The following is a 19,116-nucleotide window of genomic DNA, read 5'->3' on the forward strand; positions in this document are numbered from 1 at the left end:
AGATGAGCGGCAACGCGCTTTCGATCAGCCATATCGGCTTCCTGACACCCGGCAACTACCCGGATGACGACCCGCTCTCCGGCCTCGAAAAGACATTGCAGCTTCTTAGCTTCGGCGAAGAGCTGGGCTTCAACAGTGCTTGGGCCCGCCAGCGGCATCTGGAGCCCGGGATTTCCTCGGCGACCGCCTTCCTGGCGGCCGCCACCCAGCGCACCAGCCGTATCGAACTCGGCACCGCGGTCATTCCGATCGGTTACGAAAGTCCCTATCGGCTCGCCGAAGATCTCTCTACCGTGGATGTTCTATCGAAGGGAAGGCTGAATGTGGGCCTGAGCGCCGGCCGTCCGCTGCATGCCGATCTCATCGGTCCGCTTGCCTTCGACGGCAACTGGCAGAACCATGATTTCTCGCATGCGCGCGTGCTGCGCTTTGCCGACAATCTGAAGGGGACCTATCTCGGTGACGAGAACACCTTCATCAAAACGCCCTTTGGACCCCAGCGCCCGAGACTGCAGCCCTACGCTAAAGGCCTGATCGATCGCATCTGGTATGGCGGTGGCTCATTGCGGTCGGCCTCATGGGCCGGCCGGAACGGCTTCAACCTGCTGATCGGCAATGTCACGTCCGGCGAAGAGACCGATGATTTTTTCGTCGCCCAGTCCCGTCAGCTCGAAGCCTATCGGGCTTCCGGCGGAGCGGAACGGCGCGTGGCGCTCGGCCGGGTCATCGTGCCCTTTGACAGTGCGGATGCAGCCACCCGCCAGCGATACTCAGACTATGCCGCCGGACGATATGAGCGCACGCTGTCTCCCCAGGGTGAACGACGCACGCTGTTTGCCCGTGATCTCGTTGGTCCGTCAGAGCAGATCCTCGAGCGCCTTCTTGCCGATCCCATTTTGCCGCATGTGCGCGAGCTGAGGCTGGAATTGCCCTACGAGTTCGAGCATGACGAATATCGCCAGATTCTACACGACTTCGTCACCCACATTGCTCCCGAGCTGGGCTGGAACACGAAGACCGCCCTCCGGGCGGCGTCGTAAGCGGCGCGACAAACGCCGAAATTGTAGGAAATCTCTCCGTGACGAAATCAGTTGAATACTTTTTCTCCATCAGTTCGCCCTGGTCCTATATCGGTCTTGATGCCTTTGCCGCGCTTGCCGTAAACAACGACATTGCCATCAAGCCATATCTGACGACGGTCGTTGAAGAGAACGGCGGGATTTTTTCGCGCAATCGCCCGGAAATTCGCCGTGCCTACTGGATCCGCGATCTCAAGCGCTGGGCAAGGGTGCGCGGCAAGCCCCTCATCCTTGAAAATCGCCCCGAGCTCAGCGATCCGACGCCTGCCTCCTTCTTCGTCATTGCCGCCTATCTCGATGGCCAGGATTGGATCGGGGTGACGCGCGCCCTACAGCATGCCTTCTGGAGTGAGGCGAAAGATATCGGCAGGCCTGATATCCGCGAAGCGATCGTCAACGCTGTCGGTCTCGATGGCGCGGCCTTGCTGCGACGGCAGGCCGATGACGATGTCCAGCAGAAATGGGCAGCCGATCGCGTTCACGCACGCGAAAGAGGCGTCTTCGGTTTCCCGACTTTTGCCTATGAGGATGAGCTCTACTGGGGGCAGGACAATCTCCCCTTCCTCGAGCGCCATCTTCATGGCGACAAGCCGTAAAGGGCTGACGCAGCGCGTTCTGCCAAAAGCCGGTGGCGGGCTGCAAAGCAAACTCCGGTGCGTCGCAAATGCCGATGCCGGCGGCCTTGCTCTCCACTGGAGCTGCCACGGCGAAAGGGGCATACCGACAGCAACGACAATACCGGCGGCTTCTTCGTCAGAGCGACACCGCCCTGCCTGACGGAACCGAGGCTTGGCGTCCTTGGTGGTAACACTCTGTCGTCGATGCCGCGACGAATTGAAGGACGACCAGAATCCGGTCCGCGACGGGTATTGGATCTCGGTGCGCCGTCGCTCGCACATGGTGCGATATCTCCTGTTGCCCAGTGCTTGTCTTTCCAAATCAGCACTTATCACGGCAATTGACATGGCCGTCCGCCGCACTATTTTAAATTGTCAAGTCATTGGATGAATGCGTCTGGTTGCGATGCGCATACCGCCAGTTGCGCTGTGACTGAAGGATCGGACATGCCCACAACTTGGATGTGTCTGGTTCGCAAAGTGAGACACACGTACAGCGTTTGCATTTGAAAGGTGATCGTCTCCGGAAACATCCCGGAAATAAAGGATCGCGACTAAGCGCCCAGCCGTCCGAATGACGCGCCTGAAAGAGCTTCATCACCGCTGGGCGAACCTCATCATCGTTCGATCAACCACCACACGGAGGTATAAGATGCGCAAGCATGAACTGGTTATCGTGATGACGCTTGCATCTCTTTTCTCGGTTCAGACTGCTCACGCGGACGGGCCTGCCGGTGCAGCCCGTGGCCTGAAGACGGCGCCTGTATTCAGCTATATTTCTGAAAAGCGCCGGACTACAGCACCTTTCGCGCATGTGATGTTCTGCGCTCGAAATCCCGATGAGTGCACTGCTCGCGGCGATGCTTCGGAAGTCTCCTTGGGCCCCTTAGCGGACGAGCAGCTTCGCACTGTCAACACCTCGGTCAACCGCTCGATCCGCTCGCTCGACGACCGGCCCGATCAAGGTGATGTCTGGCAGGTGAACGTCACGGCGGGCGATTGCGAGGATTTTGCGTTGACGAAGCGCGACCACCTCATTGCCATGGGCTGGTCGACGAAGGCATTGCGGATCGCCGTGACCAAGACGCCCTCCGGCAAGGGCCACGCGGTTCTGGTCGTCAGAACCGATCAAGGCGATCTGGTGCTCGACAACCGCACGAATGCGATCAAGGGCTGGAAGGATACGGATCTTCGCTGGCTGATGATCCAGTCGGGCGACAATCCGCGGATATGGTACGAACTTTAGATGCACGGGCATGATACGAGTTCGGGCGGATGTGGGGCGTGGAGATCTTTTGTGCCGCTATCGGTAACCAGATGCGCGGAAGTCACGCGCGTGGAAACACCATCAACTCAGCCGCCGCCCCTTGTTGCCCAGTGAGAAATCCGCCGCCTCGGTTGCGGTCCGCAATATTTGAACACGCCCTGATGGAAGCTTCTTCATCTAATCGGTCTTATCGAAAAGAATCCATTGACCTGCGACCCTGCTTACATCTTCTATCCGCCCCCAACGTCAGGAAGGCGGCCAGGGAGGGCACATGCAGGTCCTATCGAGCATTGAGGCGGTGCGCGCAGCGCTTGCAGCGGTGAGAACAAATGGCGGAGACATCGGTTTCGTGCCAACGATGGGTTATCTTCACGCGGGGCACATGGAACTTGTTGCGCGAGCCCGCGCTGAAAACGAAATCGTTGTTGCTTCGATCTTCGTCAATCCGCTCCAGTTTGGGCCGACGGAGGACCTGACCCGATACCCGCGCGATCTGGAACGCGACAGAACGATGCTGGAAAAGGGTGGCGTCGATATTCTCTTTGCGCCCGCTGTCGAAGATATGTACCCGCACCCGATGAAAACTGTGGTTGATGTGCCGGAGCTTGGCTGCGAGCTCGAAGGCGCCGTTCGACCGGGGCATTTTGCGGGTGTCGCCACCGTTGTCAGCAAGCTTTTCAATATCGTCCAGCCAAGCAACGCCTATTTCGGCGAGAAGGATTACCAGCAGGTCGTCATCATCAAACGAATGGCAGACGATTTGGCTCTGGCGGTGCGTATCGTTTCGGTGCCGACGGTCCGGGATGCGGATGGTCTCGCTCTATCTTCTCGTAACGTCTATCTCAGCGAGGAGGAACGACGCGCAGCGGTCATCATCCCGCGCGCATTGGATGAGGCGGAGCGCCTTGTGGCTCAAGGCCTCTCCGACCCGCAGGTCCTTGAAGCGAAGCTAGTCGGCTTCATCGGCCGTGAGCCCCTGGCAAAGCCGGAAGTTGTCGCTGTGAGGGACGCCTCGACCTTGAAGCATGTGGTGAAAATCGAGGACCCGGTGGTTGTCGCACTGTTCGTGCGGATTGGCACGACCAAGCTCCTCGATAATCGGGTGATCGCGAGAAAAGGTTCGTCTGGAACGGGAGAAGCACAATGAGCGCTGTCAGCTCCGCAAAACGCCTGACGCCAACGCGAATACGGGCGATGAAGGGCGGAACGCCGATTGTGTGTTTGACGGCCTACACTACACCGATGGCGCGGCTCCTGGACGAACACTGCGATCTCCTGCTTGTTGGGGATTCGCTCGGCATGGTTCTTTACGGCATGGAGAGCACCGTGTCGGTGACGCTCGACATGATGATCGCCCATGGCAAGGCGGTGATGCGTGGCGTCGCTAAATCCTGCGTGGTCGTCGACATGCCCTTCGGCAGCTACCAGGAGTCGAAGGAGCTGGCCTATCGCAATGCCGTGCGCATTCTGCAGGAAACAGGGTGCGACGCGGTCAAGCTCGAAGGTGGCGAGGAGATGGCCGAGACAATTTCCTTCCTCACAGCGCGCGGTATTCCGGTCCTCGGGCATATCGGGCTCATGCCTCAGCAGGTTCATACCGCAGGCGGCTACCGATCTGTTGGACATTCCGAGGAGGAGGTTGCCAAGATCCGGCGTGATGCCGACGCGGTCGGCAGCTCGGGAGCCTTTGCGGTGGTCATCGAGGGCACCGTCGAGACATTTGCCCGCGAGGTGACGACGGCAATTCCTGTTCCGACGATCGGGATCGGCGCTTCGGCTGCCTGTGACGGTCAAATCCTGGTTTCGGACGACATACTCGGACTGTTCAATGACTTCACGCCGCGCTTCGTTAAACGATACGACGAACTTGGAAAGAGGGTCGGGGTGGCCGCTGCCGCCTATGCAGAGGAGGTGCGCTCCCGCGCATTCCCCACGGAGAAACATACATTCAAGCGCCGGTCTTGATTGCGCGGCCTATTGCGTTGGAGAGCCCGCCGATAAGCCATATCGGCTCTAACCCACGGAACAGTCGCCAGCGCGGGATTGGCGCGTGAGGTGGCCGAATTGCAGGATCGAGAGCAGAAATCTTAAAAACTGCGTACCGATCCGCGTAAAACTGGGCTGTAATCGTTCCACTTCATACGATAAATGCTTTCTCAGCGACCGCCGCTGAAATTCACTTCCCAAGCCCCGATCGCCTTAAGAACAGCACGCACGAAAACCGACGACGGACCGGCATGATTCCGGCCGCGCAGGAGGAAGACCCATGGCATCCGTTGCCGAGAGCGCCCCCCGCTTTGAAAAGACCGCAATGTCTATCCTGGTGGCAGTCAGCTTCTGCCACATGCTCAACGACATCATGCAGTCGCTGCTTGCCTCGCTCTATCCGCTCTTCAAGGCCAATTATAACCTCGATTTCGTGCAGATCGGTCTCCTGACCATGACCTTCCAGGTCACGGCCTCGCTGCTCCAGCCGCTTGTCGGCATCGTCACCGACCGTTGGCCGATGCCCTATTCGCTGCCTGTCGGCATGGCGAGCACCTTCTGCGGCCTGATCCTCCTCGGCAATGCCGGCAGCTTCGAACTGCTGCTCGTTGCCGCGAGCCTGATCGGCTTCGGCTCGGCCGTCTTCCATCCGGAATCTTCGCGCGTCGCGCGTCTTGCTTCCGGCGGTCGCCACGGCTTTGCGCAGTCCTTCTTCCAGGTGGGCGGCAATGCCGGCCAGGCAATCGGTCCGCTGCTGGCCGCCTTCATCGTTCTGCCGAACGGTCAGCACAGCGTGTCCTGGCTTTCCGGCATCGCCATGGTCGGCATGGTGGTCCTGAGCTGGGTCGGGAACTGGTACATGAGTCACCGCCGCCAGCACGCCAGCAAGGCGGCCCCGAGCCGCACGCTGCCGCTGCCTCAGAGCAAGGTCGTCTGGGCGCTACTCATCCTCGTGTTGCTGACGGCGACGAAGAATGTCTACATGGCAAGCGTCTCGAGCTACTTCACCTTCTACGTCATCGACCGTTTCCAGCTCGATGTGCAGCAGGCGCAGCTCATGCTCTTCCTGTTCTTGGGTTCCGTTGCCACCGGCACCTTTCTCGGCGGTCCGATCGGTGATCGTTTCGGCGCCCGCTTCGTCATCTGGTTCTCGATCCTCGGGGTGATCCCCTTCGCGCTGCTGCTGCCCTATGCGAACCTCTTCTGGACGGGCGTGCTCAGCGTCGTTATCGGCCTGATCTTCGCCTCTGCCTTTTCGGCCATCGTCGTCTTCGCGCAGGAACTGGTGCCCGGTCGTGTTGGCCTAATCGCCGGCGTTTTCTTCGGCTTCGCCTTCGGTGCGGGCGGTCTCGGTGCTGCCTTGCTCGGCGGTTTTGCCGACTCGCACGGTATCGCCTTCGTATATCGCATCTGCTCCTACCTGCCGCTGCTCGGCCTGTTCACTATCTTCCTGCCGCGCATCCCGAAGTATCGAGCGGTTTAGGTTTCGCACTCAGAAAGAGGCACCGAAAGCGTTTCGGTGCCTCTTTTGCGTCAGGGCAAGCGCACGGCGCGGCGTTGCGTTCGAACGAACATTTTTTCCTCGGCCCTCGGCGAAGACGGATCGTCATTTCTTTAATCTACTATTTTGATGGATAATATCCGTCGTATGATGCAGCCATCGACGGCGCGATAGTGGAAGGAAATGATATGTCTGCACCCAAACTGGTCGGTCTTGCCGGCAGCTTCAATCGTCCCTCGAAGACTTTTGCGCTGGTCGAGAATATCGCCGGCCTCGCCGCCGAAAAATATGGCTTCGACAATACGATTTACGACCTGACGGATGTCGGCCCCTCGCTCGGCCAGGCGTTGCGCCGCGACGATCTCGACAATCGCGCCAGGGAAATCATCGCCGACATCGCCAATGCCGACGTCCTCGTCATCGGTGCGCCGACCTTCAAGGGCAGCTATCCGGGTCTCTTCAAACATCTGATCGATCTCATCGACCCGCATGAGCTGCGTGCCAAGCCGATCGTCATCACTGCGACCGGCGGCGGCGACCGCCATGCGCTGATGGTCGAGCATCAACTGCGCCCGCTCTTCGGCTTCTTCATGGCCCACACGCTGCCGACTGCTGTCTACGCCTCGGACCGCGATTTCACCGACTATCGCGTTTCCTCCGAACAGCTTTCCAAGCGCATCGGGGAGGTCATCGGCGAACTCGCCGCCTTCTTTCCGGGCAGAAGCTCAAGGCTGATCGCAGCGGAATAAACAATATCCAAATACGGATTTCAGCGGCGCCTTCGGGCGCCGTTTTGTTTGGAGCGTGCCAGCAGCTGGCATTTAATCCATAAATTTGATGGAATTTTATCCTGCCGCTCTCGAAGACGCGGCAAGAGTTTTTCCGGTGGTGAGAAGACATCAGACGTTCGTGCTTCGCTCGCCATGCCCGTATTTGCAATTATCCGCCTGCTCGGGGCTCGGCCTCATTCAGTCAGACGGGATAAAAAAATGACCAAGAACAAGAATTTCGGCGCCATTTCGCTTTCGCGCCGCGCGGCTCTTACTGTTGCCGCCTCTGCGGCCGCACTCATCGCCTTTGCTGCGCCGGCTCCTTCCTTTGCCGAAGACAAGTCGATCAAGGTCGGTATCATGAGCGGCGAGGACGAGGATGTCTGGCGCGTCGTCACCAGCGAAGCCGCCAAGAAGGGCCTCAAGATCGAGACGATCACCTTCAACGACTATACCCAGCCGAACGAGGCTCTGGAACGCGGCGAAATCGACGCGAACGCCTTCCAGCACCAGCCCTATCTGGACAATCAGGTCAAGCAGCACGGCTACCATATCGTATCCGTCGGCTACACGGGCGTCTGGCCGATCGGTCTCTATAGCAAGAAGCACAAGTCGGTTGCCGAACTGCCAGCGGGCGCCGTAATCGGTGTCCCGAACGATCCGTCCAATGAAGGCCGTGCGCTTCGCGTTTTGCAGAATGAGGGTCTGATCAAGCTCAAGGACGGCACCGGCATTCTGGCGACGATCGTCGACGTCTCGGAAAACCCGAAGAACATCGAGATCCGCGAACTCGACGCCGGTATCGTCGGCCGTTCCATTGATGACCTTGATGCCGGTATCGTCAATACCGACTGGGCGCTGAAGAGCGGTCTGTCCCCGAAGGAGCGCATCGCGCAGGAGCCGATCGCCGACAATCCCTATCGCAACTTCATTGCCGTCAAGGAAGAGAACAAGGATGCCGATTGGGTAAAGACGCTCGTCTCCTCCTATCAGAACGAGACGGTGAAGGCCGAATTCGATAAGGTCTATAAGGGTACGGGCCTCAGCGCCTATTGATTTCGCCGCCCTTAAAAGGGCGTCAGCAACTGAGGCGGCCCTGGCCTTTTGCCAGGGCCGCCTTCAGCGTTTGTGAAGGAACGAGCATGAATTCAATTGTCTCCGCCTTAGGGATCGAGACGCGGCCAGTCGATGCCGAAGAGGTCGTGCGCCTGAAGGATGTCAGGCGCAAGTTCGGTGTGACGGCAGCGCTCGACGGCGTTTCACTCAGCGTGAAGAAGGGCGAAATCCTCGGCATCATCGGCCGCAGCGGCGCCGGCAAATCGACGCTGATCCGCTGCCTCAACGGTCTCGAAAGGGCCGATAGTGGCGAGATCGTTATCGAGGGCCGCAATATTGCAGGCCTTGCCGAGCAGGAGCTGCAGCCCTTGCGCCGCCGCATTGGCATGATCTTTCAGCATTTCAATCTGCTGTCGGCCAAGACGGTCGAGGAGAATGTCGCCCTGCCGCTGAAGATCGAGGGTGTCGCCAAGGCCGAACGGCTGAAGCGGGCGCAGGAGCTTCTGGACCTCGTCGGTCTTTCCGATAAGGCTAGGGCTTATCCGTCGTCGCTCTCAGGTGGCCAGAAGCAGCGTGTCGGCATTGCCCGCGCACTGGCCGCCCGGCCGGCCCTGTTGCTGTCCGACGAAGCGACCTCGGCCCTCGATCCGGAAACGACGCGTTCGATCCTTGCGCTGTTGAAGGACATCAACCGTAAGCTTGGTCTTACCATTCTTCTGATTACCCATGAGATGGAAGTGGTGCGCGGCATTGCCGATCGCGTCGCCGTCATCGATGCAGGGCGCATCGTGGAGGAAGGCCAGGTCTGGTCGATCTTCGGCGATCCGCAGGCGGCGATCACAAAAAGCCTGCTCAGCGGCATTCGCCCGCAGCTTCCGGAACACATTGCTGCACGCCTGTCGCAAACCGGCGGCACGGAAGCTATCCTCAGTGTCGATCTTGCTGGACCGGAAGCGCAAGGCGCGCTTTTTGCCGATCTCTCTGCAGCGCTGCCGCATTCCTTCCGCCTCGTGCACGGTGGTATCGATCACATCCAGAACCAGCCCGTGGCGCGGTTCTTCATTGCCGTTCCTGCGCGCGATCCCGCGCTTGCCGGAACGGTCGAACAATTTCTGAAGGCCCGGTCGGCTCGGGTGGAGGTGCTTGGTTATGTCACCGATCATGATTAATCTGCTGCTGCGCTCCCTCTGGGAGACGGTGCTGATGACAGCTGCATCCGGCCTGATTTCGCTGGTTGCCGGCCTGCCGCTCGGCCTGGCGCTGGTCCTGACGAACCGCGGCGGCATTGCCGAAAATCTCTGGATCAACCGCATTCTCGGCGCCGTCATCAACGGCTTCCGTTCCGTGCCCTTCATCATCCTGCTGGTGGCACTGATCCCGCTGACCCGCCTTATCGTCGGCACCGCGATCGGCACCTGGGCGGCCATCGTTCCACTCGCCATTGCCGCGACGCCATACTATGCCCGTATCGCAGAAGTCTCGTTGCGCGAGGTCGATCGTGGCCTGATCGATGCGGTGCGTGCCATGGGCGGCAATCGCTGGACGATCATCCGCGAGGTTCTGGTGCCCGAAGCCCTGCCCGGAATCGTCGCCGGCTTTACCGTCACGCTGGTGACGCTGATCGGTGCTTCGGCGATGGCCGGCGCCATCGGTGCCGGCGGTCTCGGTGACCTCGCCATTCGTTATGGCTACCAGCGCTTCGAGACCAATGTGATGATTGCGGTCGTGGTCGTGCTCATCGTTCTCGTCTGCGGCATCCAGTGGCTGGGCGACCGGCTGGTCGCCCGCATGGATCATCGCTAGAAATTATCGCCTGAACTGTGCGGCGGGGTGGCTGGCCGGCAGCCGGCCATTGCCGCCGAACAGCTTCTGGCGCAGCGGCCCTTCCACATAGTCGGCCTTGAACAGGCCGCGCTCCTGCAGCACAGGCACGACGAGATCGACGAAATCATGAAGGCTCTCAGGTGCCACAGTGCGTGCGAGATTGAAGCCGTCGATGCCGCCTTCCTCGATCCAGCGCTGCAGGGTATCGGCAATCTGTTCCGGCGATCCGACAATCGGCTTCATGCGGCTGCCGAGCACCATCTGGTCTATGATCTGCCGCTTCGTCACCGGCTTTGCCGCCTGCTTGGTGATTGCCGCTAGTGCCGACTGATTGGCGTTGGTCGAGTTCTGGTCGATCACGTCATCGAGCCCGTATTTCGAAAAATCGACGCCGACGGAGGCCGAATAATGCGCAAGCGACGCTTCGATGCTTGCGTGCCGGCGATAGTCCTCGAGCTTCTCCTGCGCTTGGGCTTCGGTCTTGCCGACAACGACGGTAATCAGGCTCAGGATCTTGATCGCATCCGCGCCGCGGCCATTGGCAAGCGTCTTGGCGCGAAGCGCATCGACGGTCGGCCGCGCCGATTGCGGCGTCGGTCCGGCGATGAAGACGCATTCGGCATGGCGGGCGGCGAAATCCTGTCCGCGTGCGGATGCGCCGGCCTGGAAGAGCAGGGGCGTGCGCTGCGGCGAGGGCTCCGAGAGATGGATGCCCTCCATCTTATAATACTGGCCCTGATGGCTGACGGCCCGCACTTTAGCGGCATCCGCAAAGACGCTGCGTTCCCTATCGCGCAGCACCGCACCGTCATCCCAGCTGCCTTCCCAGAGCTTATAGAGGATTTCGAGATATTCCTCGGCGGCGTCGTAGCGCGCATCATGCTCCGGCAGCTTGTCGAAACCCATGCTGCGGGCAGCGCTATCGAGATAGCCTGTCACGATGTTCCAGCCGATGCGTCCCTTGGTCAGGTGATCGAGGGTCGACATGCGCCGCGCCAGCAGGAAGGGCGGCTCATAGGTCGTATTGACGGTGACGCCGAAGCCGAGGTGCTTCGTGACGTAGGCCATTGCCGAAATCGGCATTAGCGGATCGTTGACCGGGATTTGCGCGCCCGTCTCGATGACCGGGCCCGGGCTGTCCTTATAGATATCGTAGACGCCAACAATATCGGCGAGAAATATGCCGTCCAGCTTGCCGCGTTCGGCCGTGCGCGCAAAATCTGCCCAATAATCAAGATCGGTATAGTTGACCGAACGATCCCGCGGATGCGTCCACATGCCGTGATTTATGTGTCCGACGCAGTTCATGTCGAAGGCGTAGATCTGCATTTTCTTCATCAATACTGTCCTGAGATGTTAGTCGGTCACTTGGTGGAATTATCGGGCAGATCGGGAAACCACCGGATCTCTCTCGTTATTTAGAAGCAAATTATCTCGCATGCCCGATTTCGGGAATTTTCTATCTCTATAAAATCTATGAATTTTACAATGATCTAACCACATTCCGGGGTGGAATGATTTTGAACATTGCGGGAGAGGGATATGAAAATCAACCGACGCAACCTTCTGGGTACGGCCGCTGCCGCTGTCCTCACCTTGACCACCTATGCGGCCCACGCTGCCGACGTCACGCTGAATATCGGCTACCAGCGGATCGTCGAGCCGTCACGCGTGCCGCAGGCCGACGGTACCTATGAAAAGGAGACCAAGGCCAAGATCAACTGGCAGAAATTCGATAGCGGCGCCGATGTCATCACCGCCATCGCTTCCGGTTCCATCGATATCGGTTATGTCGGCTCATCGCCGCTTGCCGCTGCTGCCAGTCGCGAACTGCCGATCGAGACGATCTATGTCGTCGGTCTCATAAGCGACGCCGAAGCGCTCGCCGTCAAGAACATCACCAAGCCAGAAGATTTGAAGGGTAAGAAGATCGCCACGCCCTTCGTTTCGACCGCGCATTACAGCCTGCTGACGGCGCTGAAGCATTGGAAGGTCGATCCGAAGTCGGTGCAGATCCTCAACCTGCGTCCGCCGGAAATCGCTGCTGCCTGGGAGCGCGGTGATATCGACGGCGCCTATGTCTGGGACCCGGTGCTGGCGCAGCTGAAGAAGAGCGGCAGCGTGCTCGCCACTTCGGCCGATGTTGCCAAGTGGGGCGGCCCGACCTTTGACGCCTGGATCGTCAGCAAGAAATTTGCCGAGGCCCATCCTGAAGTGGTCACGGGCTTCGTGAAGGTCACGGGTGCGGCTTATGCCTCCTACCTCGCCAATCCGGATAGCTGGAATGCGAAATCACCGGAGGCCGAAAAGATTGCCAAGCTTACCGGTGCCAAGACCGATGAAGTGCCGGCTCTTCTCAAGGGCTACATTTTCCCGAGCCTGAAGGAACAGGCGAGCGCCGATCTCCTCGGTGGCGGTACGACGAAGGCCGTCGCTGAAACCTCGGCCTTCCTTCTGGAGCAGGGCAAGATCCCCGGCGTTCTGAGGGACTACAGCCCCTATGTTTCCGACCGCTGGGTCAAGGAAGCAGCCAAGGCAGGTCTTTGATCCTCCCAAGGGTCCCGGCGTGGCTTCGGCTGCGCCGGTTTTTTCTCAAACAGGTGATGCCCATATGAGCATACTTTCACTACAGTCCCTGTCGCTCGATTATGCCGAGGCAGGCAGTCGTCGGAAGAGACGTGTGCTCGATGGCGTCAACCTGCATATCACTTCGGACGAATTCGTGGTTGTCATTGGCCGTTCCGGTTCCGGCAAGACCAGTCTTCTCAATATTGCTGCAGGTTTCACTGAGCCGAGCGAGGGGCGCGTGCTGGTCGACGGCAAAGAGATCGACGGGCCAGGCGTAGACCGGGCCGTGGTGTTTCAGGACGACGCGCTCTATCCCTGGCTGACCGCAGCCGGCAATGTGGCCTTTCCGCTGAAGCTTCAGGGCATCCCGAAAGGCGAGAGACAGCGCCGCGCGGAGGAACTGCTGGTGAAAGTCGGGCTCGATGGCGCGGGTCACAAGAATATCTGGGAACTCTCAGGCGGCATGCGCCAACGCGTCGGCATCGCTCGCGCGCTCGCCTCCGGCCCTCGCTTCCTGTTGCTTGATGAACCACTCGGTGCGCTCGACGCGCTGACACGCAGCCGCATGCAGAAATTCCTGCTGGATGTCTGGGCAGAAAGCAAAACGGGTGCCCTGCTGATCACCCACAGCATTGACGAGGCTCTGTTGCTTGCAACACGCATCATCGTGCTGGCGCCCAATCCCGGCCGTATCGTCGCCGACATCAAGACCGAGTTTGGCAAGGCGTTGCTCGAAGGCAGAAGCGTCAAGGAGATCAAGGCGCTTACTGCGTTCAAACATCTGCATGACGAACTGACCGCACTCATCCACGCGGATGAAGAGGAGATTGCCGCATGAGCGTCGAGGCGGAAGCACTTACGACAGCAGTGTCGGATCGACCGGTAGAGGCGCGGCCGAAACGCCGCGGCACGCTGCCGATCTCGCTTGTAACAATAGCGGTCATTATTGCCGGCTGGAGCCTTGCTTCGGCCTATGGTGCCGTCTCGCCGGTCTTCCTCCCGTCGCCGCTCGTCGTAGCGAAATCGCTTGCCAATGTCGCGGTCAACGGCTTCGTCGATTCCACGCTTGCCGAACATACGCTCGCAAGCCTGCTGCGCATCTTTGCAGCGCTCGCCGTCTCGCTCATCATCGGTGTGCCGGCAGGCCTAGCGATCGCCACGAGCCGTATCGGCAAGGGCATCCTTGATCCGATCGTCGAATTCCTGCGGCCCCTGCCGCCGCTGGCCTATCTACCGCTGATCATCATCTGGGTCGGCATCGGCGAGGCGTCGAAGGTCACCGTCATCTCGCTCGCGATGCTGCCACCGGTCATCCTGTCGACGGCGTCAGGCGTCAAATCCGCGCCGGGCGATTTCGTCAACGCTGCCCGCTCCTTCGGGGCGAGCCGGCTGCAGGTGCTGCTGCATGTCATTCTTCCAGGCGCCATTCCGTCGATCCTGACGGGGACGCGCATTGCGCTCGGCGCCGGCTGGTCGACGCTGGTCGCGGCCGAGCTCGTTGCGGCAAGCCAAGGCCTCGGCTTTATGATCCAGTCTGCGGCGCAGTTCCTCGTGACCGATATCGTCATCGGCGGGATCATCGTCATTGCCGCGATTGCCTTCCTGCTGGAGATCCTGGCGCGGTTGATCGAACGGTTGTTTGTGCCCTGGGCCGCGCATCGCTGAACGTCTATCATCGCCTTGCCGATGAAATTATCCTAAGGCTGTATCGCGCCGCGTCACCGCAAAGTGGTAGCGTGGCGCGCAGACGATGCGGAGGATGATATGACGAAGAAGACGCTGTCGGACTGGGAGGCGCTGGCGGAAAAGGAGCTGCGCGCAGCACCGGATACGCTGACCTGGCACACGCCCGAAGGCATCGACGTCAAACCGCTCTATACGGCCGCTGATCTTAACGGTACGGATGCGGACAGCCTGCCGGGCTTTGCGCCTTTCACCCGCGGCCCGCGCGCCACCATGTATGCCGGCCGGCCCTGGACGATCCGGCAATATGCCGGCTTTTCGACCGCCGAGGAATCCAACGCCTTCTATCGCCGCAATCTCGCCGCCGGTCAGAAGGGCCTCTCCGTTGCCTTCGATCTCGCCACCCATCGCGGCTATGACAGCGATCATCCCCGCGTCGTCGGCGATGTCGGCAAGGCGGGTGTTGCGATCGACAGCGTCGAGGACATGAAGATTCTGTTCGACGGCATTCCGCTGCAGGATATGTCCGTTTCCATGACGATGAATGGCGCGGTCATCCCGATTCTGGCGAATTTCATCGTCGCCGGCGAGGAGCAGGGTGTTTCGAAGGCGGAGCTTTCCGGGACCATTCAGAACGACATTCTCAAGGAGTTCATGGTCCGCAACACCTATATCTACCCACCGGAACCCTCGATGCGCATCGTCGCCGATATCATCGAATATACGGCGAAGGAGATGCCGAAATTCAATTCCATCTCGATCTCCGGCTATCACATGCAGGAGGCCGGCGCGACGTTGGTGCAGGAGCTTGCCTTCACCCTCGCCGACGGGCGCGAATATGTGCGTGCGGCGATCGCCAAGGGGCTGAATGTTGATGATTTCGCCGGCCGGCTCTCCTTCTTCTTCGCGATCGGCATGAACTTTTTCATGGAGGCGGCCAAGCTTCGCGCCGCCCGCCTGCTCTGGACCCGCATCATGGAGGAGTTCCAGCCGAAGAAAGCGTCTTCGCTGATGCTGCGCACCCACTGCCAGACATCGGGGGTCTCGCTGCAGGAGCAGGATCCTTATAACAACATCATCCGCACCGCCTTCGAAGCCATGTCGGCCGTGCTCGGCGGTACGCAGTCGCTGCACACCAATTCCTTCGATGAGGCGATCGCGCTGCCGACGGAGTTTTCCGCTCGCATTGCCCGCAACACGCAGCTCATTCTGCAGCACGAGACCGGCGTTACCAACGTCGTCGACCCGCTCGCCGGCTCCTATTATGTCGAGAGCCTGACGAAGGAACTGGCTGACAAGGCCTGGGCGCTGATCGAAGAGGTCGAGGCGCTCGGCGGCATGACGAAGGCCGTCAATGAAGGCTTGCCGAAACGGCTGATCGAGGAAGCCGCCGCCCGCCGTCAGGCCGCCGTCGACAAGGGCGATGAGGTCATTGTCGGCGTCAACAAATACCGGCTGGAGGCCGAACAGCCGATCGACATTCTCGAAATCGACAACAGCGCGGTGCGTGCCGCGCAAATCCGCCGCATCGAGGAGACCAAGCGCCGTCGTGATAGCGTGAAGGTCAAGGAGGCGCTAACAGCACTTCTGGAGATTGCCCGCAGCGGCAATGGCAATCTGCTTGCAGCCGCCGTCGAAGCAGCGCGGGCGCGTGCCACCGTTGGCGATATCTCGGATGCGATGCGCGACGTTTTTGGCGATCATTTTGCCACGCCCAAGGTTATCCGCGGCATCTATGGTGCAGCCTACCGGGACGAGCCCGAGCTTGACGTGCTCAAGGTGCGTATGGCGGAAGTGACCGAGGCGATGGGTAGAAAGCCTAAGATCATGGTCGCCAAGCTCGGCCAGGACGGACATGACCGCGGCGCCAAGGTCATTGCCTCGGCCTTCGGCGATGTCGGTTTCGATGTTCTGGCCGGCCCGCTGTTCCAGACGCCGGAGGAGGCGGCCGGCATGGCGCTCGGCGAGAAGGTCAATGTCATCGGTGTCTCGTCGCTGGCGGCCGGTCACCGGACGCTGCTGCCGCAGCTTATCGACCGGCTGAAGGAGCAGGGCGGCGGCGATATCATCGTTGTCTGCGGCGGCGTCATTCCCCGGCAGGATTATGAATTCCTGCACGAACACGGCGTTGCCGCCGTGTTCGGTCCGGGTACCAATGTGCTTGAGGCCGCGAATTCCGTTCTCGACCTCCTGCAGGGGATCAGGCGAAACCAGTAGCTCAGAGCAATCCGCGCTTTGCGAGGTTGCTCATCAGCGTGGAGATGCCGAAGGTCCAGGGCGGGCATTCCGTCGAAAGCCTGACGGTATTGACCAGCGCGCCGAGACCGGCGGACGAGATTTCCACGACGTCGCCGATCTTGTGGGTGAAGCCCTGGTTCTTCGCATCGCGGTCCTGCGTCGGCGCAAAGAGGGTGCCGAGGAACAGCAGGAATCCGTCGGGGTACTGATGGTGAGCGCCAACCGTCTGCTTGACGAGATCGGTCGGGTCGCGGCTGATCTGTGACATGGAGCTCTTGCCGTGCAGCACGAAACCGTCTTGGCCGGTGACCTTTAGGTCGAGCTCGGCCTTGCGCACGTCGTCGAGACTGTAGCTCGCGTCAAACAGTCGAATGAAAGGTCCGATCGAGCAAGAGGCGTTGTTATCTTTCGCCTTGCCGAGCAGCAGCGCGGAGCGGCCTTCGACGTCACGCAGGTTCACGTCATTGCCGAGTGTCGCACCCTTTATCTCGCCGCGGCTATTGACCGCCAGCACGATTTCCGGCTCCGGATTGTTCCAGGTCGAGATCGGATGAAGACCGACGTCGGAACCCCAGCCGACGGAAGAGAGCACCGGAGACTTGGTGAAGACTTCGGCATCCGGGCCGATGCCGACTTCGAGATATTGCGACCAGATGCCTTCCTCGATCAGCGCCTGCTTCACCTTGGCAGCTTCGGGCGAGCCGGCCTTGATGTTGGTCAGGCTGCCGCCGATCAGCGTGCTGACGCGCTCGCGGATCGAGGCGGCGCGATCCGGGTTACCGGCCGCCTTCTCCTCGATGACGCGTTCGATCATCGACTGTGCGAATGTTACGCCGCAGGCCTTGATCGCCTGCAGGTCGGCCGGCGCCAGAAGATAAGCCTTGCTCGCATCCGGCTTGCCGGTGCTGTTGGCGGCGATCGCTTCCAGCGTGCCGAGCGTTTTACCGGCGGCGGCCCGGACGAACTCTGCGGCATCGGCTCGTTCCAGCAGCGCGCTCAGCGTCGGCGCTTCGGGGGAGGTGATATCGACAAGTGCGCCGTCGCGAAGCGTCACGACGCTCGGTCCGACAACATTAGGATTCCAGGCGCGGCCGACAAACAGGCCGCCCGAAGCGGTCGCATCGAGGGGAGAATGGGACATGGTGATCTTCCGTCACAGGGCGGAGCGGGGAGCGCTCCTGCAGAAAGGGATAGCTGCCGTCCTCCTACCCGACGGCTTGCGAAAATCGAGCATATTCATCGGGCAAGAGCAAGTCTCAGCGGGCGAAAAGCGGTTCGCATCGGCGGCTTGCGCCCGCGACGCAATGGAGCACCCAAGCGGCATTTCATCATAACTTATAACTATTTAGATACAAAATAACCGTTTTATTTCATATATTTACCAATGCGGCAAAAGAGTTTTGCCGCTGATCTTGCCTTGACAGGGCCTCTCTTTCGCTGTCTGTTTTGCACTATGGAGAAGGGTCGGCGGCTGCCGATTCCGGAAATTTCGCGGGAGGAAATACTGCGATGCTGAGATTTGCCGTCGTCGGGATCGACCATGGGCACACGTTCGATCATGTGAAGGGACTGCTGGCCGCGGGTGCCGAATTCGTCGGCTATTGCCCGCAAACGACTGTGCCTGCAATCCGCGAAATGTTCGAGAAGACCTATCCGGATGCGCCTCAGATCGATCGCGAGAAGATCTTCGCCGATCCCTCGATCGACGTCATCTGCATTGCCGCCATTCCGCGCGACCGCGCTGGCCTTGCCATCCGCGCCATGAAGGCTGGCAAGGATGTGATGACCGACAAGCCGGGTGTCACGACCTTTGCCCAGCTGGAAGAGGTCAAACGTACTGTTGCCGAGACCGGCAAGATCTTCTCCATCTGCTTTTCCGAGCGCCATTGCGTGCGCTCCGCCGTCAAGGCCGGCAAGCTGGTGAAGGAAGGGGCGATCGGCAAGGTCATCCAGACGCTCGGCATGGGGCCGCACCGCTTGCAGCTGCCGACACGGCCGGACTGGTTCTTCGATCCGGAAGCCTTCGGCGGCATCATCGTCGATATCGCTTCGCATCAGGTTGATCAGTTCCTGTTCTACACCGGCTCGACGACGGGTGAGGTGGTCGCAAGCTCCGTTGGTAATTTCGGCATGCCGGAAAAACCTGATTTCCAGGATTTCGGCGAAGTGCTGCTGCGTTCCGACAAGGCAAGCGGTTATGTCCGCGTCGACTGGTTCACGCCGGAGGCGCTGCCCACCTGGGGCGACGGACGCCTGACCATTCTCGGCACCGAAGGTTATATCGAGCTGCGCAAATATATCGATATCGCCGGCCGGCCCGGCAAGGATCATCTCTTCCTCGTCAACGGCAAGGAGATGACGCATATCGATTGCAGCGGCGAGAAGCTCGACTATTTTGATGCCTTTGCCGCCGATGTAAGCGACCGCACCGAAACGGCGATGACGCAGAACCACGTTTATGAGGTCTGCCGCCTTTCAATCGAAGCACAGACCAAGGCCGCCCGCATCGGCACCCGCTGAGGAAAAC

At 60.2% G+C, this 19,116-nt stretch carries 17 protein-coding genes; 15 read left to right on the forward strand and 2 right to left on the reverse strand.

Going from position 1 to position 19,116, the window contains the following annotated elements:
- The first annotated feature begins 2 nt into the window (after positions 1–2).
- The 10 genes from AB4Z13_RS27920 to AB4Z13_RS27965 all read left to right on the forward strand — a co-directional run bounded on the left by AB4Z13_RS27920 (position 3) and on the right by AB4Z13_RS27965 (position 10,079).
- Positions 3–1,040, forward strand: a complete 1,038-nt coding sequence (locus tag AB4Z13_RS27920; RefSeq protein ID WP_439018200.1) for an LLM class flavin-dependent oxidoreductase — start codon at positions 3–5, stop codon at positions 1,038–1,040.
- A 38-nt stretch (positions 1,041–1,078) separates the two neighbouring features.
- Positions 1,079–1,675: a 2-hydroxychromene-2-carboxylate isomerase gene (locus tag AB4Z13_RS27925; protein ID WP_439018199.1), complete on the forward strand. Its 597-nt coding sequence runs from the start codon at positions 1,079–1,081 to the stop codon at positions 1,673–1,675.
- 673 nt (positions 1,676–2,348) lie between these two features.
- Complete coding sequence (locus tag AB4Z13_RS27930; protein WP_113319620.1) at positions 2,349–2,942, forward strand: transglutaminase-like cysteine peptidase; 594 nt, start codon at positions 2,349–2,351, stop codon at positions 2,940–2,942.
- A 292-nt stretch (positions 2,943–3,234) separates the two neighbouring features.
- Positions 3,235–4,110, forward strand: a complete 876-nt coding sequence (gene panC / locus AB4Z13_RS27935) for a pantoate--beta-alanine ligase (protein ID WP_439018198.1) — start codon at positions 3,235–3,237, stop codon at positions 4,108–4,110.
- Positions 4,107–4,928 carry a 3-methyl-2-oxobutanoate hydroxymethyltransferase gene (gene panB / locus AB4Z13_RS27940; RefSeq protein ID WP_439018197.1) on the forward strand — a complete coding sequence of 274 codons (822 nt, stop codon included), beginning with the start codon at positions 4,107–4,109 and terminating at the stop codon, positions 4,926–4,928. The genes panC and panB overlap by 4 nt, the downstream gene beginning before the upstream one ends.
- A gap of 301 nt (positions 4,929–5,229) precedes the next feature.
- Positions 5,230–6,432, forward strand: coding sequence for an MFS transporter (locus tag AB4Z13_RS27945; protein WP_439018196.1), 1,203 nt, complete (start codon positions 5,230–5,232; stop codon positions 6,430–6,432).
- Between the two features lie 206 nt (positions 6,433–6,638).
- Positions 6,639–7,199 carry an FMN reductase gene (msuE, locus tag AB4Z13_RS27950; RefSeq protein ID WP_113319616.1) on the forward strand — a complete coding sequence of 187 codons (561 nt, stop codon included), beginning with the start codon at positions 6,639–6,641 and terminating at the stop codon, positions 7,197–7,199.
- 240 nt (positions 7,200–7,439) lie between these two features.
- On the forward strand, positions 7,440–8,276 hold the full coding sequence (locus AB4Z13_RS27955) for a MetQ/NlpA family lipoprotein (RefSeq protein WP_310381882.1): 837 nt from the start codon (positions 7,440–7,442) through the stop codon (positions 8,274–8,276).
- An 86-nt stretch (positions 8,277–8,362) separates the two neighbouring features.
- Complete coding sequence (locus AB4Z13_RS27960) at positions 8,363–9,445, forward strand: methionine ABC transporter ATP-binding protein (RefSeq protein ID WP_439018195.1); 1,083 nt, start codon at positions 8,363–8,365, stop codon at positions 9,443–9,445.
- Positions 9,426–10,079 (forward strand): methionine ABC transporter permease, encoded by a 654-nt coding sequence (locus AB4Z13_RS27965; protein ID WP_037098446.1) that lies wholly within the window; start codon positions 9,426–9,428, stop codon positions 10,077–10,079. The genes AB4Z13_RS27960 and AB4Z13_RS27965 overlap by 20 nt, the downstream gene beginning before the upstream one ends.
- A gap of 3 nt (positions 10,080–10,082) precedes the next feature.
- Here AB4Z13_RS27965 and AB4Z13_RS27970 read toward each other — a convergent pair whose 3' ends face one another.
- Entirely contained in the window at positions 10,083–11,438 is a 1,356-nt protein-coding gene (locus tag AB4Z13_RS27970) for an LLM class flavin-dependent oxidoreductase (protein ID WP_439018194.1), read from the reverse strand.
- 204 nt (positions 11,439–11,642) lie between these two features.
- On the opposite strand from AB4Z13_RS27970, the gene tauA reads away from it, so the two are divergent.
- From tauA to scpA, 4 genes are all read left to right on the forward strand, one after another.
- Complete coding sequence (gene tauA / locus AB4Z13_RS27975) at positions 11,643–12,647, forward strand: taurine ABC transporter substrate-binding protein (RefSeq protein WP_442207344.1); 1,005 nt, start codon at positions 11,643–11,645, stop codon at positions 12,645–12,647.
- Between the two features lie 64 nt (positions 12,648–12,711).
- On the forward strand, positions 12,712–13,506 hold the full coding sequence (locus AB4Z13_RS27980) for a taurine ABC transporter ATP-binding protein (RefSeq protein WP_439018191.1): 795 nt from the start codon (positions 12,712–12,714) through the stop codon (positions 13,504–13,506).
- The gene (locus tag AB4Z13_RS27985) at positions 13,503–14,333 is read left to right on the forward strand and encodes an ABC transporter permease subunit (protein ID WP_439018190.1); all 831 of its coding nucleotides are present in this window, start codon (positions 13,503–13,505) and stop codon (positions 14,331–14,333) included. Before AB4Z13_RS27980 ends, AB4Z13_RS27985 begins: the two co-directional genes overlap by 4 nt.
- A gap of 99 nt (positions 14,334–14,432) precedes the next feature.
- Positions 14,433–16,568, forward strand: a complete 2,136-nt coding sequence (gene scpA, locus AB4Z13_RS27990; RefSeq protein WP_439018189.1) for a methylmalonyl-CoA mutase — start codon at positions 14,433–14,435, stop codon at positions 16,566–16,568.
- A 1-nt stretch (position 16,569) separates the two neighbouring features.
- Here scpA and AB4Z13_RS27995 read toward each other — a convergent pair whose 3' ends face one another.
- The gene (locus AB4Z13_RS27995; protein WP_439018188.1) at positions 16,570–17,730 is read right to left on the reverse strand and encodes a fumarylacetoacetate hydrolase family protein; all 1,161 of its coding nucleotides are present in this window, start codon (positions 17,728–17,730) and stop codon (positions 16,570–16,572) included.
- A gap of 368 nt (positions 17,731–18,098) precedes the next feature.
- Between AB4Z13_RS27995 and AB4Z13_RS28000 the strand changes: the two genes are divergently transcribed.
- A complete protein-coding gene (locus AB4Z13_RS28000; protein WP_113319605.1) occupies positions 18,099–19,109 on the forward strand; it encodes a Gfo/Idh/MocA family protein in 1,011 nt (336 codons plus the stop codon).
- Positions 19,110–19,116: the final 7 nt, after the last annotated feature.

It is taken from the genome of Rhizobium sp. YAF28 (genome assembly GCF_052113285.1).
Taxonomy (GTDB): domain Bacteria; phylum Pseudomonadota; class Alphaproteobacteria; order Rhizobiales; family Rhizobiaceae; genus Rhizobium.

Excerpts from the sequence above, each read along its gene's own strand:
- AB4Z13_RS27920 (WP_439018200.1), top strand. The coding sequence starts at position 3 with ATGAGCGGCAACGCGCTTTCGATCAGCCATATCGGCTTCCTGACACCC.
- AB4Z13_RS27930 (WP_113319620.1), top strand. The coding sequence starts at position 2,349 with ATGCGCAAGCATGAACTGGTTATCGTGATGACGCTTGCATCTCTTTTC.
- panC (WP_439018198.1), top strand. The coding sequence starts at position 3,235 with ATGCAGGTCCTATCGAGCATTGAGGCGGTGCGCGCAGCGCTTGCAGCG.
- panB (WP_439018197.1), top strand. The coding sequence starts at position 4,107 with ATGAGCGCTGTCAGCTCCGCAAAACGCCTGACGCCAACGCGAATACGG.
- AB4Z13_RS27945 (WP_439018196.1), top strand. The coding sequence starts at position 5,230 with ATGGCATCCGTTGCCGAGAGCGCCCCCCGCTTTGAAAAGACCGCAATG.
- msuE (WP_113319616.1), top strand. The coding sequence starts at position 6,639 with ATGTCTGCACCCAAACTGGTCGGTCTTGCCGGCAGCTTCAATCGTCCC.
- AB4Z13_RS27955 (WP_310381882.1), top strand. The coding sequence starts at position 7,440 with ATGACCAAGAACAAGAATTTCGGCGCCATTTCGCTTTCGCGCCGCGCG.
- AB4Z13_RS27960 (WP_439018195.1), top strand. The coding sequence starts at position 8,363 with ATGAATTCAATTGTCTCCGCCTTAGGGATCGAGACGCGGCCAGTCGAT.
- AB4Z13_RS27965 (WP_037098446.1), top strand. The coding sequence starts at position 9,426 with ATGTCACCGATCATGATTAATCTGCTGCTGCGCTCCCTCTGGGAGACG.
- AB4Z13_RS27970 (WP_439018194.1), bottom strand. The coding sequence starts at position 11,438 with ATGAAGAAAATGCAGATCTACGCCTTCGACATGAACTGCGTCGGACAC.
- tauA (WP_442207344.1), top strand. The coding sequence starts at position 11,643 with ATGAAAATCAACCGACGCAACCTTCTGGGTACGGCCGCTGCCGCTGTC.
- AB4Z13_RS27980 (WP_439018191.1), top strand. The coding sequence starts at position 12,712 with ATGAGCATACTTTCACTACAGTCCCTGTCGCTCGATTATGCCGAGGCA.
- AB4Z13_RS27985 (WP_439018190.1), top strand. The coding sequence starts at position 13,503 with ATGAGCGTCGAGGCGGAAGCACTTACGACAGCAGTGTCGGATCGACCG.
- scpA (WP_439018189.1), top strand. The coding sequence starts at position 14,433 with ATGACGAAGAAGACGCTGTCGGACTGGGAGGCGCTGGCGGAAAAGGAG.
- AB4Z13_RS27995 (WP_439018188.1), bottom strand. The coding sequence starts at position 17,730 with ATGTCCCATTCTCCCCTCGATGCGACCGCTTCGGGCGGCCTGTTTGTC.
- AB4Z13_RS28000 (WP_113319605.1), top strand. The coding sequence starts at position 18,099 with ATGCTGAGATTTGCCGTCGTCGGGATCGACCATGGGCACACGTTCGAT.